This window comes from Aggregatibacter kilianii (assembly GCF_003129965.1).
GTDB lineage: Bacteria > Pseudomonadota > Gammaproteobacteria > Enterobacterales > Pasteurellaceae > Aggregatibacter > Aggregatibacter kilianii_A.
On sequence record NZ_NRCJ01000010.1, the window covers coordinates 59,446 to 77,873 of the forward strand.

Annotated in this window: 15 protein-coding genes; 10 read left to right on the forward strand and 5 right to left on the reverse strand. The window is 41.3% G+C overall.

Going from position 1 to position 18,428, the window contains the following annotated elements:
* Positions 1 to 186 precede the first annotated feature (186 nt).
* Together DK430_RS08865 and uvrD are read left to right on the forward strand one after the other, a co-directional pair.
* Positions 187 to 1,536 (forward strand): GntP family permease, encoded by a 1,350-nt coding sequence (locus DK430_RS08865; protein ID WP_109078706.1) that lies wholly within the window; start codon positions 187 to 189, stop codon positions 1,534 to 1,536.
* Positions 1,537 to 1,701: 165 nt separating this feature from the next.
* Positions 1,702 to 3,876, forward strand: a complete 2,175-nt coding sequence (uvrD, locus tag DK430_RS08870) for a DNA helicase II (RefSeq protein ID WP_109078707.1) — start codon at positions 1,702 to 1,704, stop codon at positions 3,874 to 3,876.
* Between the two features lie 80 nt (positions 3,877 to 3,956).
* Here the strand turns inward: uvrD and DK430_RS08875 are convergent, their stop codons facing one another.
* From DK430_RS08875 to DK430_RS08895, 5 genes are all read right to left on the reverse strand, one after another.
* Positions 3,957 to 5,537 (reverse strand): YdgA family protein, encoded by a 1,581-nt coding sequence (locus DK430_RS08875; protein ID WP_109078708.1) that lies wholly within the window; start codon positions 5,535 to 5,537, stop codon positions 3,957 to 3,959.
* Positions 5,538 to 5,623: 86 nt separating this feature from the next.
* Positions 5,624 to 6,454, reverse strand: coding sequence for a DNA ligase (locus DK430_RS08880; RefSeq protein ID WP_109078709.1), 831 nt, complete (start codon positions 6,452 to 6,454; stop codon positions 5,624 to 5,626).
* A 194-nt stretch (positions 6,455 to 6,648) separates the two neighbouring features.
* Complete coding sequence (locus DK430_RS08885; protein ID WP_109078710.1) at positions 6,649 to 7,392, reverse strand: YdcF family protein; 744 nt, start codon at positions 7,390 to 7,392, stop codon at positions 6,649 to 6,651.
* 42 nt (positions 7,393 to 7,434) lie between these two features.
* Positions 7,435 to 8,391 carry a polysaccharide pyruvyl transferase family protein gene (locus DK430_RS08890; RefSeq protein WP_109078711.1) on the reverse strand — a complete coding sequence of 319 codons (957 nt, stop codon included), beginning with the start codon at positions 8,389 to 8,391 and terminating at the stop codon, positions 7,435 to 7,437.
* The gene (locus DK430_RS08895; RefSeq protein ID WP_109078712.1) at positions 8,388 to 9,911 is read right to left on the reverse strand and encodes an MATE family efflux transporter; all 1,524 of its coding nucleotides are present in this window, start codon (positions 9,909 to 9,911) and stop codon (positions 8,388 to 8,390) included. Before DK430_RS08895 ends, DK430_RS08890 begins: the two co-directional genes overlap by 4 nt.
* A 136-nt stretch (positions 9,912 to 10,047) precedes the next feature.
* Between DK430_RS08895 and DK430_RS08900 the strand changes: the two genes are divergently transcribed.
* The 8 genes from DK430_RS08900 to DK430_RS08935 all read left to right on the forward strand — a co-directional run bounded on the left by DK430_RS08900 (position 10,048) and on the right by DK430_RS08935 (position 18,418).
* Positions 10,048 to 10,818 carry a glycosyltransferase family 25 protein gene (locus DK430_RS08900; RefSeq protein ID WP_204352536.1) on the forward strand — a complete coding sequence of 257 codons (771 nt, stop codon included), beginning with the start codon at positions 10,048 to 10,050 and terminating at the stop codon, positions 10,816 to 10,818.
* A gap of 8 nt (positions 10,819 to 10,826) precedes the next feature.
* Positions 10,827 to 12,020, forward strand: coding sequence for a hypothetical protein (locus DK430_RS08905; RefSeq protein WP_109078714.1), 1,194 nt, complete (start codon positions 10,827 to 10,829; stop codon positions 12,018 to 12,020).
* Entirely contained in the window at positions 12,020 to 12,901 is an 882-nt protein-coding gene (locus DK430_RS08910) for a glycosyltransferase family 2 protein (RefSeq protein WP_109078715.1), read from the forward strand. The genes DK430_RS08905 and DK430_RS08910 overlap by 1 nt, the downstream gene beginning before the upstream one ends.
* A 102-nt stretch (positions 12,902 to 13,003) precedes the next feature.
* On the forward strand, positions 13,004 to 13,807 hold the full coding sequence (locus tag DK430_RS08915) for a glycosyltransferase family 2 protein (protein WP_162616829.1): 804 nt from the start codon (positions 13,004 to 13,006) through the stop codon (positions 13,805 to 13,807).
* Position 13,808: 1 nt separating this feature from the next.
* Entirely contained in the window at positions 13,809 to 14,942 is a 1,134-nt protein-coding gene (locus DK430_RS08920) for a lytic murein transglycosylase (protein WP_109078716.1), read from the forward strand.
* A 78-nt stretch (positions 14,943 to 15,020) separates the two neighbouring features.
* Positions 15,021 to 15,809 (forward strand): ABC transporter permease, encoded by a 789-nt coding sequence (locus tag DK430_RS08925; protein ID WP_109078717.1) that lies wholly within the window; start codon positions 15,021 to 15,023, stop codon positions 15,807 to 15,809.
* Positions 15,810 to 15,824: 15 nt separating this feature from the next.
* A complete protein-coding gene (locus tag DK430_RS08930; RefSeq protein ID WP_109078718.1) occupies positions 15,825 to 16,517 on the forward strand; it encodes an ABC transporter ATP-binding protein in 693 nt (230 codons plus the stop codon).
* Positions 16,518 to 16,570: 53 nt separating this feature from the next.
* A complete protein-coding gene (locus DK430_RS08935) occupies positions 16,571 to 18,418 on the forward strand; it encodes a DUF4422 domain-containing protein (protein ID WP_109078719.1) in 1,848 nt (615 codons plus the stop codon).
* The last annotated feature ends 10 nt before the right edge of the window (positions 18,419 to 18,428 follow it).

The window sequence follows — 18,428 nt, forward strand, 5'->3', positions numbered from 1 at the left end:
ATATTAGCTTAGCGCAAAAATGTTATCGGTAACAATGTCAATAGAATAGAAAATGTCGTTTTTGTACGGTAATTAGACATGAATATAATTTTTTGTGACTGTGATCACATTTTTAAATGATGTGGATTTACCAAATTCCCCATAAAAGGTATGTTACCAGTAACATTGTCAGCATAAGGAATTATTATGTTAATTTTTATCATGATCGCAGCCGTACTTTTACTCCTGCTTCTCATTATTAAATTTAAAATGCACGCGTTTGTGGCATTGGTTTTGGTCAGTTTATTGACCGCACTTGCCGCCGGTATTTCCATTGACAAAATTTTGCCGACGCTATTAACCGGCTTCGGCAATACGCTGGCATCGGTTGCCCTATTGGTCGGTTTGGGCGCCATGATTGGGCGTTTGCTCGAAGTCACCGGCGGGGCAAAAGTGCTTGCCGATACGTTAATCAATAAATTCGGCGAACAAAAAGCACCTTTTGCCCTCGGGGTTGCCGCTTTATTGTTCGGTTTCCCGATTTTCTTTGATGCCGGTTTGGTGGTGATGTTGCCTATCGTCTTCAGCGTGGCGAAACGCTTTGGCGGCTCCGTCTTGCGTTATGCTTTCCCGGTTGCCGGTGCGTTTGCGGTTATGCACGCCTTTTTACCGCCACATCCCGGCCCGGTAGCCTCCGGTGATTTACTTGGTGTGAATATGGGCTTGATGGTGATTGTCGGATTAATTTGCGCCATTCCCACTTGGTATATCGGCACGTATTTGTTCAGTATGTATATCAGCAAGAAATTCTTTGTGGAATTGCCGAAAAGCTTTTTAAACACGGCGGCTATCAGCGAAACCTCCGTACAAAATCCACCGCCTTTCGGACGCGTGTTGTTCATTCTGGTGTTACCGATTTTCTTGATTTTGTTTGATACCGGTTTAAATACCTTGAGCGTAGCAAAAGTCATCGACGGTTCTGCAATGTGGGTGCAAAGCCTACGTTTAATCGGCAAGACACCTGTTGCGTTATTGATTACTTTATTAATCGCCATTGCTTTATTACGCGGTGAGCGTAGCTACGAACAAATCGAAAGTCTCTGCAACAGCGCGCTTGGCCCGATTTGCTCGATCATTTTAGTGACTGGCGCGGGCGGTATGTTCGGTGGCGTATTACGTGCGGGCGGTATCGGCGATGAACTGTCCGCCATGTTATCCAACACCGGTATGCCGATCATCGTTGCCGCCTTTATTATTTCTATGGCATTGCGTGTGGCGCAAGGTTCGGCAACCGTGGCGTTGACCACCGCCGCCGCATTAATCGCCCCGACGGTTGCCGCCGCGACCGATCTTAGCCAATTGGATTTATGCTTTATCGTGATTTCCATAGCCTCCGGTGCCACCGTGTTCTCCCATGTGAACGACAGCGGGTTCTGGCTAATGAGCCGTTTCTTAGAAATGGACACCAAAACGACGTTAAAAACCTGGACAATGTTGGAAACCTCGATTGGCTTCGTTGGCTTCATCATTGCCTTAATCGGCAGTATCATTTTCTAATTCGATTTTTTACGTTCAAAGCGCATCTTCCGGGTGCGCTTTTTCATATAAAAAACACTTGGAAAAACGACCGCACTTTTCTCTGTTTTTTCTTTCATTGTGTTTTAAACAGAAATCGCTATAATTCTGCCTGTACAAAAAAACAGTATTTATGAGTGAAAAATCATGGATTTTGCAGAATTATTAGACGGGTTGAATGATAAACAACGGGAAGCGGTAAGTGCACCTTTGGGGAATTATTTGGTGTTGGCGGGGGCGGGCAGCGGAAAAACCCGTGTGCTGACGCATCGCATCGCGTGGTTGATTGGCGTTGAAGGCATTTCCGAGGGGAGCATTATGGCGGTGACCTTTACCAACAAAGCCGCCGCAGAAATGCGCCATCGTATTGAATCCGTGTTATCCGACGGTAATCAACGCTTGTTTGGTATGTGGGTCGGCACCTTTCACAGCATTGCCCATCGCTTATTGCGCGCGCATCATCTGGATGCGGATTTGCCGCAGGATTTCCAGATTTTGGATTCGGAAGATCAACTGCGTTTACTCAAACGCCTCATGAAACTGCATAATTTCGATGAAAAAAGTTTCCCGCCAAAGCAAGCCAGCTGGTACATCAACAATAAAAAAGACGAAGGGCTACGACCGAATCAAATTGAGGATCATAACGATCGTCAGGAGCGGGAATGGATTCGGATTTATCAGATTTATCAAGATGCCTGTGATCGTGCCGGATTGGTGGACTTTGCCGAGATTTTATTACGCTGTTATGAACTGTTTTTACATAAGCCGCTGATTTTGCAACGCTATCAACAACGTTTTCAGCATATTCTGGTGGATGAATTCCAAGATACCAATAAAATTCAATATGAATGGATTCGCTTGCTGGCAGGCAAAACAGGCAAGGTAATGATTGTAGGCGATGACGACCAATCTATTTATGGCTGGCGCGGGGCGAAAATCGAAAATATTCAATTATTTTTGAAAGAGTTTGCCAATGCGCAGACCATTCGTTTGGAACAAAATTACCGTTCCACCATGAACATTTTGCAGGCCGCCAATGAATTAATCGCCAATAACAGTAATCGTTTGGGCAAAAATCTTTGGTCGGAAGGCAATCAAGGAGAGCCGGTGGGCATTTATGCTGCCTTTAACGAGTTGGATGAAGCGTTGTTTGTTGCTTCGCAAATTAAAACTTGGATAGAAGACGGCGGCAAACTCAATGATTGCGCCATTTTATATCGCAGCAACAGTCAATCACGGGTCATTGAGGAAGCATTGATTCGATCAAACATTCCGTATCGCATTTATGGCGGTATGCGTTTCTTCGAGCGGCAAGAAATTAAAGATGCGCTGGCGTATTTGCGTTTAATTGCCAATCGCCAAGATGATGCCGCCTTTGAGCGTGTCATTAATACGCCGCCACGAGGCATTGGCGATCGCACCTTGGATACCTTGCGTAATCTCACGCGGGAACATCAAATTACCTTATGGCAAGCCACCAATTTGGCGCTTCAGGAAAATAAACTTGCCGGTCGCGCCGCCACAGCTCTACTGCGCTTTATGGAATTGATTAATTCTCTACAACGGGACACGGAAGAAATGCCGTTGTTTGCGCAAACGGATTTTGTCATTAAGCATTCCGGTTTATACGAAATGTATAAACAGGAAAAGGGTGAAAAAGGCGAAGTGCGCATTGAAAACCTAGAAGAGCTTGTTTCAGCAGCTCGGGAGTTTATCAAGCCGGAAGATGCGGAAGACATGACGGATCTCACCGCGTTTTTGACGCACGCTTCCTTGGAAGCCGGTGAAGAACAAGCCGCGCCTCATCAAGCTTGCGTAGAAATGATGACGTTACATTCGGCGAAAGGTTTGGAATTTCCCCGCGTATTTATGATTGGCGTGGAAGAAGGCTTGTTCCCAAGTTTTCGCTCCATTGAAGAAGCGGGGCGTTTGGAAGAAGAGCGCCGTTTAGCTTATGTGGGCATTACCCGCGCCAAACAAAAACTGACCATTTCGTATGCGGAAAGTCGTCGTTTATACGGCAAAGAAGAACGCCATTTGCCTTCCCGCTTTATTACCGAATTGCCGCAACAATGTTTACAGGAAATCCGTTTACGCGGCACTGTTACCCGGGCGCTAAATCAAGCAAAAGTCGGTAGCGTTTCTCCTGTTATCAATGAAAGCGCATGGAAAATGGGGCAAAAAGTCAAACACGAAAAATTCGGGGTTGGCACCGTGATTAATGTAGAAGGGGCGGACAATAATCTACGATTGCAAATTGCGTTCCAAAATCAGGGGATTAAATGGTTAATCGCCCATTTGGCGAAGTTGGAGAAAATATAGTTTTTGCTTGCCACAGATGAAATAAAAAAGTGCGGTCAAAAATTTAAGTGTTTTTTGACTGCACTTTTTGTTCATGCTGATTATTTTACTTCCGGCATTTCAGGCTCTTCCATTGCTTCCGGCGCTTCAGCGTCTTCCATTTCTTCCGGCTCTTCGTCTTCTTCCTGCATTTCCGGTGGGGTCAAACTTGACGCCATGGCCAATACAACAAATTCTTCCCAAGACAGCATATTACCGTTGAGGTTGATTTTGTTGTTTTCCAGTTTGGCATTGAGCGTGACGCTCTTGTCATTTTCAACCAATAATGGATTCATTTTGACCATCAGCAACAATCCGTCGAGCGCTTCTTTTGCCGATTTTTCAGCCTCTTCTTCGCTTAATTTGGATTCCAGTTGGTGATATTGAGAAAGTAAATCCATAATCGCCGCTTTATCTAAATGCAGGTTCACCGCAAATTGACTAAAGGCATCAAGCACTTTTCCGGATTGAATTTTGCTTTCAAAATCTCCTATTGCAAGTTGTATATCTAAGTCCGCAGCCAGTTTTCCTCCCTGGTTAGAAAGGGAAATCGGGTCAATTTTAACTTGGGGCTGATTTTCGGATAGCAGTTCTTTCGTTGCCGCTATGGCTTCAGGTGAAGTACCAGGTTGCTCATTGGTTTTTTGTGTTGTTTTAGCCAGTTCGGTAAACAGTGTATTTAACGGTTTAATCGCTAAATGATTAAATTGAAGGTTAAAAGCAGCATCGTTAATGAGTTTGTAGTTTTGTCCGCCGGAAGTCAGGTGAATCCCACCAAATTTATAGGTAAGACCATAATCAACAAAGTTATCCTTAACATCACCATTAAGAATACTACTTACGTCTTTGATGTCTAAGGTGAAGTCGTTATTTCCCTTTTTCCCGTTGACATGAACATTACCAAACTTCGTTTCATATTTACCGATAATCACTTTATCGAATTCGGTGGAGGCAAGATTCCATTTCAGCAAGCTTTTCCCATCTTTGAATTCCATCACCAGTGATTTCAGCTCACCTTCTGTTTCCATATTTTCATCACTTGGCGGTGCTAGTTTGAAATAAGGTAAAGTGGATTCAAACTGACCGAAGCCATTCTTATCGACACGGTAATCTGAGGTGAATTTCCATTTCACATCACCACCATCAATTTGAGCATCAACGTCGGAATCCAGTTTTCCGGTGACTTGTCGGTCATAACCAACGGAAAAATCCGAGCGTAAAGGGGTTTTATCATTTTTACCAAACCAGTCTTTGGTGTTTTCGTTTTTGGTAATTTCGGTTTCTGCAGAAAACATGACCGGTTTAACATTGAAATGTTGAAGTTGATTGAGGGGCAACGGACCATGATAAAGTTTTCCGTTAAAAGGAATGATTGTGCTGTCGTTATCATGTGTTGACGTGATTACCAAGTCATAACTGATGTTGGAGCTGAAAATACCGCGTTGGATTTGGACATGGTCGATTTTTATCGTACCGTCGGAGGTGACATTTGGCGCGTTAAAGAATTGATCTAAATTTTCATTGATCTTATTAATTTGTGCTTGGAATTGTTGTTCGGTTGTTTTGCCGGAATACCATGTGGCACCGACCCAAGTACCGCCTAAGACGGCAATGATGCCTAAAGCAACAGCTGATTTTTTCATAATTTGAGTTCCTTTATTCTGGTGATAAAATCGCGTGCATTCTATCACATTGAAATTTAAACGAATAGCAATAAAGTGCGGTTGTTTTAGGGCGCGTTTTTTTCTTGAGTGCCAATTCGCCAATAAGTGGCAAATCGTGGTTTGCCCGTGTTGGTTAAGCCGCGATATTTATAGGTAATACTTGATCCCACAGGCGGTGGATTTAGGCGCTCATCCAGCTTGAAACCGGAACCGATTTTAAACCGTCCCCGATGATTCTCACAGGTTAACGAACCCATTACATTTTCAAATTGCCCTTTTCCCGCATGGTGGGCAATGACGATGCATTCTTCGTCAAGTGCGGTCTTTAATTTGAGTATTTGCGAACTGCGTTTTCTTTCATAGGGGGCTTTCGGATTACGAATCACAACGCCTTCGCCCTTTAGCCGTTCTACTTGTTGTAAGAATTGCTGAATATGTTGAGGACTCTCAATGGGAATTTGCTCGATAATTTCAATGTATTGGTTAGGATGTTGCGCCAAATAGGCTTTTAACGTTGCCAGACGGGAAAATAAATCGCCTTTGGCATTGGGTACATCAAAGACGTGTAATTTCAATTTATCCCAGCCTTTATCTTCATAAGAACGAACAATGGAGGAAATTTCAGCAAATTGATCGCGTTGGCTAAATAGCTCGCCGTCGATCGCAAAAGGTGGAAATTTTTCTAAAAAATAAGCCGGCGGATTCAGTTGTACACCGCCACGGGTAAACAATTGTTTGCCATCCCAATAGCCGCGTACGCCGTCTAATTTTTCACTCATTACCCATCCTGTCACATTTTGATTGCTATAGCTTTCTAACAGCATTAAATCGGGTTTTCCTGCGTAACAAAAAAGGCTGAAAAAGAGGAGGGAGAAGAATAATTTAAAATGACGCATGCCGGCTTCCTTAAAATAAAAAGGAAGATAAATAGTGGCATGTCATAGGTGAATAGAATGTCGTCATTTTTGCGATGATGATCGCAAATGGAAAATTCAAACCATAAAAAATGCGCCTTGTTATCGGCGCATTGTGTTGTTTGAAGGAAAAGTGCGGTCAAAAAAAGTAACGTTTTTAATTGAACAAAGAGGCGTTACTTCTCTTTCAAATAACCCATCCATTCTTTCAGTAATTGCATATTTTTTGCCATAGCACCGGCCTGCGGAACAAAGTGCATCATGTTTAATTGATAAGTCTCCGGTGTAATGCCTTCTCCTACGCTTGCAGGCAAGACTTGAAACCCTTGACCTTCGAACAACAGTTTTGCCCGTTGCATATGCCATTCGTTCGTCACTAGGATAATTTTAGTAATGCCTTCTTTTTCCAGCAGTTGGCGGGTATATAAAGCGTTTTCTTTCGTTGTTAAGGATTTTTCCTCCAGCCATTTGATCGGCACATTAAAGAAATCTTGTAATTCCTGTGCGGAAATTTTGGCTTCGGACGCGCCGGTCGGGCTGACACCGCTGATTAATAGCGGCAACTGAGTTTCTTTTTGCAAATATGCCGCATAACGTAACCGTTCTAGTTGTGTGGCGGAGGAGGCGAGCGGGGCATACAATTCCTTGCTGTCACGTACGCCGCCACCGAGCAATACGATAGCTTGTGCTTGTTTGTAATCCGCTAAGGTCAACCGGTCTTCCGTTACCAGACTGTCTTTGAGGGTTTGTGCCGTATAAGGAATACTCACTACGTAAAGAATTAAAATCCCTAAAAAGGCGCATAAACGCCCAACAGCTTTGCATTTTATTAATGAAAAAAACAGCGAAAGCAACCATAAAATCAATACGTTAAATGGCGGCAGAAGCATTGCGGTGAGGAGTTTTTTGAGTTCAAACATATTCTTTTCCATTAATCAAACGGATAGAATTTATCCGTTTGGTTATTTATAAAATTCCACGAAATCCAGCCCTTTCGTCCATAAATCGGCATATCCCGTATTTTTACCGTAGGAATTATCACAGACAACATTCGGAATTTCCAACAGACAGGAGAAAATATGCCCGTGCAGGCGGGTGGTGGTGATGTTATCGTAATTGAGAAAATCTTGTGCCACGCGTTTTACAATGCACAAGGTATAATTTTTCCAAAAATACTGAACAAAATTCTTAAGCCAACCGAGATGATGTTTATGAGCGAATTTAGCTAAACGCCAGCTGATTGCCAGTACGATGCCATCGCGTTTAGATAAAATATCATCCCAGTCTTTAATGTGGCTACCGGCGGATAATTGGGCGGCGATGTTTTTTTCAATATCGCTGGCTTCAATGTCTTTACGCAGGAAATAAAGGGCTTTTCCGGTGTTCGTGTTTTTGGTCGGCAACGTACCATAGAGTTCGTGCGCCATGTCGGGCGATAAATACACGTTCGGCGAAAACTGTTCGAAAGCTTTTGCGGTTCTTTCGTCGCGTGCCAGCAAGTGGCAATCTTGGTGTTGACGGAAAAGTGCGGTGGATTTTTCCAGCGTTTCTTGGCTTTTATAGAAAAGCGTTTGCGGCAACACAATTACACGATTGTTCGGGAAGGTTCGGACAACGGCTTCGCGCAGGTTTTGGTGTTGCGGGTAAAGATCACCGAAATTGCCGCCACCATGCAATAAAATGGTGGTATTCGGCGTGATTTTTTGTTTGATTTCTTCGATATCCGTATCGTATTCACTGCGTTTTAACGTCACATTAATGTTGTGATCGATGAAAAACTGCTCAGTTCCGTGATAAATCAATAAATCACCCACGTTTAAATGTAGCGGATAATCCAGATAAAAGACGTCGTTTTTATCTTTAATTAAATCCGCAATGGGATCCAGCTTATGTTTTAAATCAATAAGTTGTTGATTCATTTTCTCACTCTTTTCAATAAATAGCTAAATAAGAAGCTTTTTTCTGCTTTGTTTAATCCGATGAACAGAATAAGGGTAAACAGAATGACTTCAATAAGAACGGCTTCACCAACGAATTCCACGAGGGAGTAGGAGCGTTGGGTATCCGATAAATAAATTAAACCCAGTAAAAAGGCAAAAACGATGCCGATATTCAGTAAATATGAGACAAATTCTTTTCGATTAAATTTAATTTTTTTGTTAATAAAATACAGACGGTAAGCCTGCATTATTGTCATTGTGCAGAATTTACCGATGAAAGCGAACACAGGATTGTAGCCGAGAGTGAATAAATAATAAGCAAGCGGTACGGTGCAAAGGTCAATGATGGCTAAAATGATGTTGTATTGTTTAATGGTTTGCGAGCCGATTGCCAGTGCGGTCATCCAGAAGGAACCCGCCATGGCGCTAATTAAAGAGCAAACGATGGTGGCTTGCACCAGTTTTTCGGAATATTGCGGCACATGATCGCCCAACCAAAGGGTGAGCAGGGTGTGGCTGAAATACAGCACGGGCGCGGATAAAATGGCGATTAAATAGAAAGAGTATTTTGATGTGCCCAAAATCAATTTTTTATTGCGGTCATAATCTTTTGCCGCATAAGACTGCACCAGCTGGGGGTTAAACGCCACCTGAAAATTATTCACGAAGCTATACACCGCCGTGTCCACCTGTGTGGCAATGCCCACCGCCGCATTGGCGGTCACGCCGAAGAACAGGTTAGTGACCATGTTCAAGCCTTGCGTGGAGCCGACATAAGCCACTTGCCCCACTAACATCCAACCGGAAAAACTCATCATTTCTTTGGTTTTACTTAAATCCTTCTCAAAATTGAAGCGGGTTTCGGCATGGAAGGCTTTGCGGGTGAAACGAAAATACAGGGTGAACACCAATAAACTCACGCCCAGCAACAACAAGCTATAAGCAATCAATTTATCGTAGTTTTCAATGTGACTCAGAATAAAAATGGCGGTCAGTTTTAACCCGGTTTCCGCCAAACCCAACCAAGCATAAAAAGACATTCGCTCATGTGCCACAATCATGGCGTTAAACGGTACTTTAATGATTTCCACCAACGCAATCAGCAGTGCCACTTGATACACAATATTGGCGGCGTTCATGCGTGGCGCGGGAATGTTCAATTTATGATTCAAAAACCACAAGCCCACGGTTTCAGCCAGAATCACCACCACCAGCATGATGAATAAATGATTTAAGATGCTGATGTTAAACACCTTATTTACTCTTGTCGGATCATTGGCGGCTTTTTCCACGTTGATAAAACGCTGGGTGGTGGCGGTCATGGTACCGTTGAAGAATGAAAACAAAATCACCACCCCCATGACGATGTTGTAAATCCCGAAATCCTCCACGCCGAGCACGCGTAACACAACACGCGAAATGTAGAGCATTGCGCCCATATTGAAAAGCATTCGGATGTAGAGAAACAGGGTATTTTTGGCAATGGTTTTGTTGGACATGATGAAAATCAATCTTGGCTTTTTTCCGTAAAATAGGTGGGGGATTATAGTTTTCTTTAGTATAATCAGCAATCTTTTATGCAACTATTTAGGCTTCGCATAATCAAACATACAATAGACGTTAATTGAGATGGTTATGAATAAGTATTTGATTTCACTAGATAAAGACATTCGGCGCCGCGAGCTGTTTTTCTCCCAACCAGACACGGCGGATTTCGTGGTTTTCTCTGCGATTAACACCATGCAAAAAGACTGGGACGACCTTGCTGAGGTATTTAACCCGAGCAAGTTTGAACGGCATTACGGACGCAAAGTCACCAAGGGAGAGATCGGCTGCACCCTGAGCCACCTTGAGGTTTATCGCCAAATCGTTGCTGATGAAAACACGGCGGAAAGCGACTATGCTCTGGTATGCGAAGACGACGCCCTATTCAACAAAAATTTACCGAAAAATTTGACCGCACTTCTGGCGCAGCATTGCACGGCGGATATTGTGCTTATCGGGCAATCTAAAATCGCCGAATTCGATGATGCGGAACTGGAAATCAATTACCCGACTACGTTTGCTTTCCTACGTCACAAAATGGGGGAGGTCACCTATGCTTATCCTTACAAAAGTTATTTTGCGGGAACGGTGGCGTATCTCATCAAAAAATCCGCAGCGCGAACGTTTCTTCGAATTTTGGCGCAGGAAAAACCGTTTTGGCTTGCCGACGATTTTCTGTTATTTGAAACGCAATTTAAGCTGAATAACAACGTGGTGCGCCCGTTAATGGCGATTGAAAATCCGCAGCTGGTCAGTAATTTGGAAGCCGTGCGCGGTTCAAAATCCAATAACTTGCTGAAAAAACTATTGAAATACCCGTTGAAGAAACTACTGGCCGTGAAAAAGAACTTAGGAAAATAACGAAAAAAATGACCGCACTTTTTAACCTGTTTTACCTTTACGATCCCTGGTTCTTCCATTTTCTGCGGATGTCTTTTATCGTAGGGCTTGTCGCCTTGGCGGTGTTGGCTTATCGGGTAATGAAAAAACAACAACCCAACGGCGTGATTGTGCCTTTAGACAGCCTTGCAGTGTTGGGCGGCTTGATTCTGTTCAGCGTGATTCCCTTGCTGATTAACGGCACACGGGATCTTTCCGTCATTATGATGTATGTGAAAGGCTTGGTGTTATTTATGTTGGGTGTCGGTATGTATAACGTTTTTTACGCTGACGGCAACGGGCAGCAAAAAATGGTGCGGGATCTGCAAATTGGTGTGATGATGCAATTTGTGTTGGGTCTGCTGGCACTGCTTGGTGTGTCTTTTATGATTGATTTCCTGCTTGCCACCAATGCATTATTGCCTGCGCGCTTTTACGGCTCGGAACAGGAATATCGCCTGTATAACGTCACCTCGGCGGCATTTTTCCAATTGAGTTTATTCTATTTGATGCTGTTCCATTTTCTGCTTGCCTATAACGCGAAACATAACCGCATTCCGAGTCTGATTATCTTCTTTATGCTGTGCATCGGTTTGCTTTCGGGCAGAACCTTTTTGGTGCTATCGGCAGTGAGTATTCTGTTGTATTTTAAAGTGCGGTACATTCCGGCGTTAATTTCGTTTGTTGTGTCGGTGCTGGCATTAGCCTATTTCTTGCCGGAGAACAAATATGTGGCGCACGCCCTTGAGCCGGTGATTAATTTCCTACACGGTGCGGGATTTGTGAGTTCGTCCACCGATACTTTAGTGGAAAAGCATTTATTCATGCCGACGTTAAAACAATTTATTTCAGGCGACGGCTTATACATGACCGGGCAAACGGAAGTGGGGCGCTATTACGGTCACACGGATTCCGGCTTCTTGCGTCAGATTTTATACGGTGGTGCGGCTTATGCCTTGGTCTGTTTTTTAGTGACGTTTTATTTTGTGCGCAAAGTCGCGATAAATTGGTTCGACGGCAGTTGGAAATTCATTCTTTCCGCCTTTGTCATTCTCGCCGCTTGTAACGTCAAAGCCGACACTTTCGCCTTCCCGGGCATCATGTTCGTGATGTTGATGTTCTTATCGTTATTCGGTTCGCACGGCAAACAACTTGTATTATTTAAACCAAAGGAGGCGAAATAATGTTCAGTATCATCGTTCCTTCTTATAATCGAAAAGACGAAATTCCGGCCTTGCTGGAAAGTTTGCGTCAACAAACCGTTCACAATTTTGAAGTGGTTATTGTGGACGATTGCTCAAAGGAGCCTGTCACGGTGGATCAGGCTTATCCGTTTCCGGTGCGGGTGATTCGCAACGAAACCAATCAGGGCGCGGCGGAAAGCCGTAATATCGGTGCTCGCCATGCACAACATGATTGGCTGTTATTTTTAGACGACGACGATCGTTTTGCGAAGGATAAATGTGAAAAATTAGCGGATCTTATTGCCGAGCACGCCGAGGTTAACTTTATTTATCATCCGGCAAAATGCGAAATGGTGAATGAAGGCTTCACTTATGTCACCCGTCCCATTGAACCGCAGCAAATCAGCATTGAAAGCATTTTATTGGCGAATAAAATCGGCGGTATGCCGATGATTGGCGTGAAGAAAGATCTGTTCTTAAAAATAGGCGGATTATCCACCGCACTTCGTTCTTTGGAAGACTATGATTTCTTGCTGAAATTGCTGCAAGAGCCGACGTTCACGCCTTGCAAAGTGAATGAGCCGCTGACTTATTGCACCTTTCACACTAAACGGGAAAGCGTGTCAACGGACACCACAAACACGCAAAAAGCCATTGATTACATTCGGGAATGTTATGTGAAGACCGCAGAGCAGGCGCGTAATTTCAATATTAACGCCAGCTACATTTTGGCGTATCCGCATATCATGAATTTATCCCGCAGTGCGGCGAAGTATTATTTTGATATTTTCAAGCAAACTAAAAGCCTGAAGCAATTGCTCATTGCTTTAGTGGTGCTGATTTCCCCGAAATTGGCGATTAACTTGAAGCGGTTTATGTAAAAAAATTGTAGGGTCGGGTCCTGTGCCCGACCGATTTATTCGATGATGTTCGGTCGGGCACAGGACCCGACCCTACAAAAGAAAATAATAGAGTAGTTAATAATGAAATTTTCAGTTTTAATGTCCTTATACGTTAAGGAAAATCCGCAATATCTAAGAGAGTGCTTAGAAAGCCTAGTGGCGCAAACTCGTCCCGCTGATGAAATCGTGCTGGTGTTTGACGGTGCGATAACGCCTAAATTGGAAGCGGTGGTCGCCGAATTTGCGCCGAAATTACCGTTTAATTTGGTGAAATTGCCGAACAATTTAGGCTTGGGAAAAGCCTTAAACGAAGGTTTAAAACATTGTTCGCATGACTGGGTTTTGCGCATGGATACGGACGACATTTGCGTGCCGGAACGTTTTGCCAAACAGGTGGCGTTTATTGAGGAAAATCCCGAAACCATCGTATTCGGCGGGCAAATTGCCGAATTCGGTGAAAATATTGACGACATTGTGGCATACCGCAATGTGCCGACATCTGCGCAAGACATTGTTAAATTCACGCAAAAACGCTGCCCGTTTAATCACATGACGGTGGCGTACCAAAAAAGTGCGGTTATCAATTGCGGCGGATATGAGGATTTGCAAGAAGATTACTATTTGTGGATCAAACTCGTGGCACAGGGGCAGAAGGTTGCGAATCTGCCTGATATTCTGGTCTATGCCCGCGTCGGCAACGGCATGGTGGGGCGACGTCGCGGTGTTAACCAAGCCAAGGCGGAATGGCGTTTATTCAAATTAAAATACCGTTTAGGCATTCAAGGCTTTTTATCCGGTTTATTCACCTTCGCTTTGCGCTCCGGCGCTAGATTGTTACCGACGTCATTATTGAAAAACATTTATCAAACTTTTTTACGAAAATAATATGATGAAATTAAGCAGCATTTTAAAAATATCCGGAATTTCTACCGCACTTTTTCTTGCGGGCTGTTCCTCCGATTCCAATTCAATCAAGCAACCTGCCGAGCCGACAAATTCGGTTACGCCGGTGAATGCAAATGCGGTGTATAGCAAGCCGCGCACCTTGGATAACTTCAACGATTATGTCAATTTCCTGAAAGGCAAGGCGGCGGCAGAAGGCGTTTCTGCCGAGGTGCTGAATGCGCAAAACAATATTAATTACATTCAAAAATCCGTCGATTTGGACGACCAACAAGCGGGCCGAATCCGTAAACGTGATCCCAATGCACCGCCGGTGATTAACCCGAACGGCACGACGAATTACTTAAATCGCGTGCTGACGGAAAATAAAGTGGACACTGCTGAAGCGCGCTATTGGGAACAGTTGCCGCAACTTGAAAACGCCTCGAAGAAATTCGGCGTGCCGAAAAATTATCTGCTGGCGTTATGGGGTATGGAAAGTAGCTTTGGCTATTACCAAGGCAACTATGATGTGTTGTCTACCTTGGCAACCCTTGCTTTTGACGGGCGTCGTGAGGCGTTATTTAGCAAAGAATTTATCGCCGCCATGAAAATGCTGCAGCGCGATCACATTCAACGCCATAAAATGCTCGGCTCTTGGGCGGGCGCTATGGGACAAACTCAATTTATGCCAAGTTCATACTTAAGCTATGCCACAGACGGCAACAATGACGGCGAGAAAAATATCTGGACCGATCATTACGACGTATTTGCCTCCATCGCCAATTATTTACATACCGTCGGCTGGAACGAAAATCTGCCATGGGGCGTGGAAGTGGCACTCACCCAACCGCTGGATATGGCGCTTGCCGGCACAGAGGACAATAAAAAGCGTTCTTTCCATGACTGGCAAAACATGGGCGTCACCCTAAAATATCAAACGCCACAAACGCAACAAAAACTGACCGCACTTTCCGGCTCACAAGATTTATGGCTGGTAAGACCAGATAAGGAGCTTGGCCGCGCATTCCTTGTCACCAACAACTTCCGCACCTTATTGCACTGGAATAAATCTAATTATTTCGCTGTGAGTATAGGTACATTTGCTGATACAATTCAGCAGCGTGTTGGACTATAGGGTAAACATTTGGAGCTTTATCAGGATTAAGTAACAACTATAAAATTATCTCAATTTATATTTTAGAGGAGGGAAGGAATGACTATTTTTAAGGCGTTAACTGATCTAAAAGATTCTATAAGACAACATTACTTATGGCGAACTTTAGCTTGGTACGATATTTTGGGGCGTTATCGCCGTTCGACTTTGGGACCTATATGGATAACTATTAGTATGGCGATTACTGTTAGTGCTATGGGACCTTTATACGGAGCATTATTTAATTTTGATCCCTCGGATTTTATACCTCATTTAGCATTAGGTCTTATTTTTTGGGCTCTTATTTCTTCTTCTATTAATGAGTCTGCGTATACTTTTTCTGAATCAGCACATTATATGAAACAAGCCTATATTCCAGCGCCAATTTTTGTTTTTCGTATCGTTTATCGGCAGTTTATTGTTTTTGCTCATAATATAATGCTGTTTCCAATAATTATGTTTATTTTATGGAGGCCAATTACTTCTGAAGTATTCTTATTCTTTCCTGCATTTTTATTAGTTTTAATTAATATTTTTTTTATTACACTATTAGTTTCTATTTTTTGTGGACGTTACCGTGATATGGCTCAGGTATTATCCAGTATTATGTCTCTATTATTTTTTGTTACTCCGATTATTTGGCGGATGGAACAACTTTCACCAGAGAGACAAGCTTTTATTCATTGGAATATTTTTGCGACCTTTTTAGATTTAGTTAGAAAACCTTTACTAGGAATTACTCCTACACTACAAGAGTGGAGTATCGCAGGTATAAGTGCGGTATGTTTTGCTATAGTTTCAGTGTTTATTTTAGCAAGAACACGTCATAGAATTACTTATTGGTTGTAAAAATAAGGAGAAATTATGCATATTATTTTGAATAATGTTTCTGTTCGCTTTCCTATTTATGATGCTAAACAACGTTCTTTTAAGCAAACTTTGCTAAATGCAGCAACAGGTGGAAAGATTATTACTAATAATCGAATAATGGAGATTGAGGCATTAAAAAATATTAATCTGAATATTCAAGAGGGTGATCGAGTATCTTTAATTGGTCATAATGGTTCAGGTAAAACAACTTTATTACGTGTGTTATCTGGAGTTTATGTTCCAAATTCTGGAAACGTAGACATTAAAGGGCGAATTACAAGTTTACTTGATTCTATGCTGGGAATGGATCCAGAGGCTTCTGGTTTAGAAAATATAAAATTACGTGGTTTATTTTTAGGAATAAAGCCTAAAAAGATAGAATCATTAATTGATGAAATTATTGACTTTAGTGAATTGGGTGATTTTATTCATATGCCAGTTAGAACTTATTCAAGTGGTATGGTTCTCAGATTGGCATTTTCTATTTCAACTGTAACTCATCCAGAAATCTTGTTAATGGATGAGTGGATTAGCGTAGGAGATGAACAATTTAAAGAAAAGGCTGAGAAACGTTTAGGTGCATTTGTTGATCGTGCTGGTATTTTAGTAATGGCAACTCATGATCATCAGTTAGCTAAACGTATATGCAATAAACACATTCATTTAGAACATGGAGTTATTGTTTAAATTGCAATAACTATTACAAATAATATTCAGGAATCATTTTTATAAGGTTAAATATGAAAAACAATATTAAAATTTTTACTTGCTACCACAAACCGTCACCTATTTTTGAAAGTGAATGTATTATTCCAATTCATTCAGGTAAATCTATTTCTAATCAAGAGCTAAATATAATTGGTGATAATTCAGGAGATAACATCTCAGAGAGAAATAAATCATGGTGTGAATTAACAGTTCTTTATTGGATGTGGAAAAATGTTGACGCTGACTATTATGGTTTATTTCATTATAGGAGATTTTTAAATTTTAATAAGCTTGGAGGGGGATATGATATTTTTAATGACTTCTCTAAACAGAGTCTTCGGGAATTTGGTTGGGATGATACTAAGATAAGAAGTGTTTGTAGCCAGTATGATGTTTTAACATCACCAATTTGGAATATACACCCTGTAGGGCTTCCATCTTACAAAATGACTAATTATGACTTTTATGCTAAAGAGCATTTTGCTAAAGATTTAGATAAAGTCGTTGATATTATCTCTATTAAATATCCAGAGATGTATCCTTATGTTCTTAAGTCTTTATATTCTAAAGAATGTTTCTTTGCAAATATGATGATTATGAACAAGAAATACTTTAATGAGTATTGTGACTTTTTATTTAATATATTGTTTGAGGCTGAATCCATAACAGATATATCTGAATATGATTCTTATCAAAAAAGAATTTGGGGATTCATTGCTGAACGATTATCTAATTGCTATTTAGAGTACATTAAATCTAGAGATTATAATTTAAAATATACTCAATTAGGTATGGTTTTTGGTATTTTTGATAAGAATGAGTTTTCAAGAGAGGAAATTGAACAAAATATTATCAGCATGAGAGAAACATCTAAAGATCTAATTGTTGGTGATGTGATTAATATCGTATTTTCTATTGATGATAATTATGCTAGATATTGTGCTGTTGCAATAAAATCTATCTTAGATTTTGTTAATAAAGATCAAAAGATTCATTTTTATATTGTACATGATCCTAATAAATTAAGTGAAAAGAGTAAGGCATTTTTAAGTTCTTTTGAGGACTTTAGTATTAGATTTACCTTTATTAAAGTTAACAATGCTGACTTTAATTTTTATCCCCTAAATCGAGAGCACATATCAGTTGCAACTTATTATAGACTAGCGTTGCCTAAATTATTGCCCGATACTGTGAATAAGATAATCTATTTAGATTCAGATATAATTGTGTTAGATAACATAGCTAAGTTATGGAATGAATCTATGGATAGCTCTCCAATTGCAGGAGTACTAGATGAAGGTGGGGTTTTACAAATTAGAAGATTAGGGCTACCTCTGAGTCATAACTATATTAATGCAGGTATTACTTTGATGGATATCAACAAATTAAGAAGTATAAACTTAGATCACCTCTTTTCTAGAATCTTATATGAAAATTACGATCTTATTACTCTGCAGGATCAAGATATAATTAATATTGCATTTTCAAATAATATTAAGAAATTACCATTGCGTTGGAATGTTCAGTCAAGAATGTATAAGCAAAATGAACTTGAATATGCTTATTCCCAAAAAGAGTTAGAAGAAGCCGCACTTTGTCCTGCAATTGTTCATTTTTCTGATAGAAATAAACCTTGGCAATATTCATGTAAACATTTATTAAAGTTTTACTTTAAGCATTATGATCAGTTACTTGGTCATACTGACATATTACCTAATACTAATTTAGGAATAAATAATTTTATTTCTTGGGAAATATTGGGAGATAAAGCGATTATTTATCTTTCTTTTAGGGATATTAATAAAACTTTTGAAGTAAATAAAGGTTTCGCTAAATTATGTTATAGGTTAATTAAAAAATTTAGTAAAATTTTTAAATAGGATATTATGT

What these genes read in the sequence shown, in the direction of transcription:
- DK430_RS08925 (WP_109078717.1), top strand. Translation starts at nt 15,021, where the DNA reads ATGACTATTTTTAAGGCGTTAACTGATCTAAAAGATTCTATAAGACAA.
- DK430_RS08895 (WP_109078712.1), bottom strand. Translation starts at nt 9,911, where the DNA reads ATGTCCAACAAAACCATTGCCAAAAATACCCTGTTTCTCTACATCCGA.
- DK430_RS08930 (WP_109078718.1), top strand. Translation starts at nt 15,825, where the DNA reads ATGCATATTATTTTGAATAATGTTTCTGTTCGCTTTCCTATTTATGAT.
- DK430_RS08905 (WP_109078714.1), top strand. Translation starts at nt 10,827, where the DNA reads ATGACCGCACTTTTTAACCTGTTTTACCTTTACGATCCCTGGTTCTTC.
- DK430_RS08900 (WP_204352536.1), top strand. Translation starts at nt 10,048, where the DNA reads ATGAATAAGTATTTGATTTCACTAGATAAAGACATTCGGCGCCGCGAG.
- DK430_RS08885 (WP_109078710.1), bottom strand. Translation starts at nt 7,392, where the DNA reads ATGTTTGAACTCAAAAAACTCCTCACCGCAATGCTTCTGCCGCCATTT.
- DK430_RS08865 (WP_109078706.1), top strand. Translation starts at nt 187, where the DNA reads ATGTTAATTTTTATCATGATCGCAGCCGTACTTTTACTCCTGCTTCTC.
- DK430_RS08890 (WP_109078711.1), bottom strand. Translation starts at nt 8,391, where the DNA reads ATGAATCAACAACTTATTGATTTAAAACATAAGCTGGATCCCATTGCG.
- DK430_RS08910 (WP_109078715.1), top strand. Translation starts at nt 12,020, where the DNA reads ATGTTCAGTATCATCGTTCCTTCTTATAATCGAAAAGACGAAATTCCG.
- DK430_RS08880 (WP_109078709.1), bottom strand. Translation starts at nt 6,454, where the DNA reads ATGCGTCATTTTAAATTATTCTTCTCCCTCCTCTTTTTCAGCCTTTTT.
- DK430_RS08920 (WP_109078716.1), top strand. Translation starts at nt 13,809, where the DNA reads ATGATGAAATTAAGCAGCATTTTAAAAATATCCGGAATTTCTACCGCA.
- DK430_RS08875 (WP_109078708.1), bottom strand. Translation starts at nt 5,537, where the DNA reads ATGAAAAAATCAGCTGTTGCTTTAGGCATCATTGCCGTCTTAGGCGGT.
- uvrD (WP_109078707.1), top strand. Translation starts at nt 1,702, where the DNA reads ATGGATTTTGCAGAATTATTAGACGGGTTGAATGATAAACAACGGGAA.
- DK430_RS08935 (WP_109078719.1), top strand. Translation starts at nt 16,571, where the DNA reads ATGAAAAACAATATTAAAATTTTTACTTGCTACCACAAACCGTCACCT.
- DK430_RS08915 (WP_162616829.1), top strand. Translation starts at nt 13,004, where the DNA reads ATGAAATTTTCAGTTTTAATGTCCTTATACGTTAAGGAAAATCCGCAA.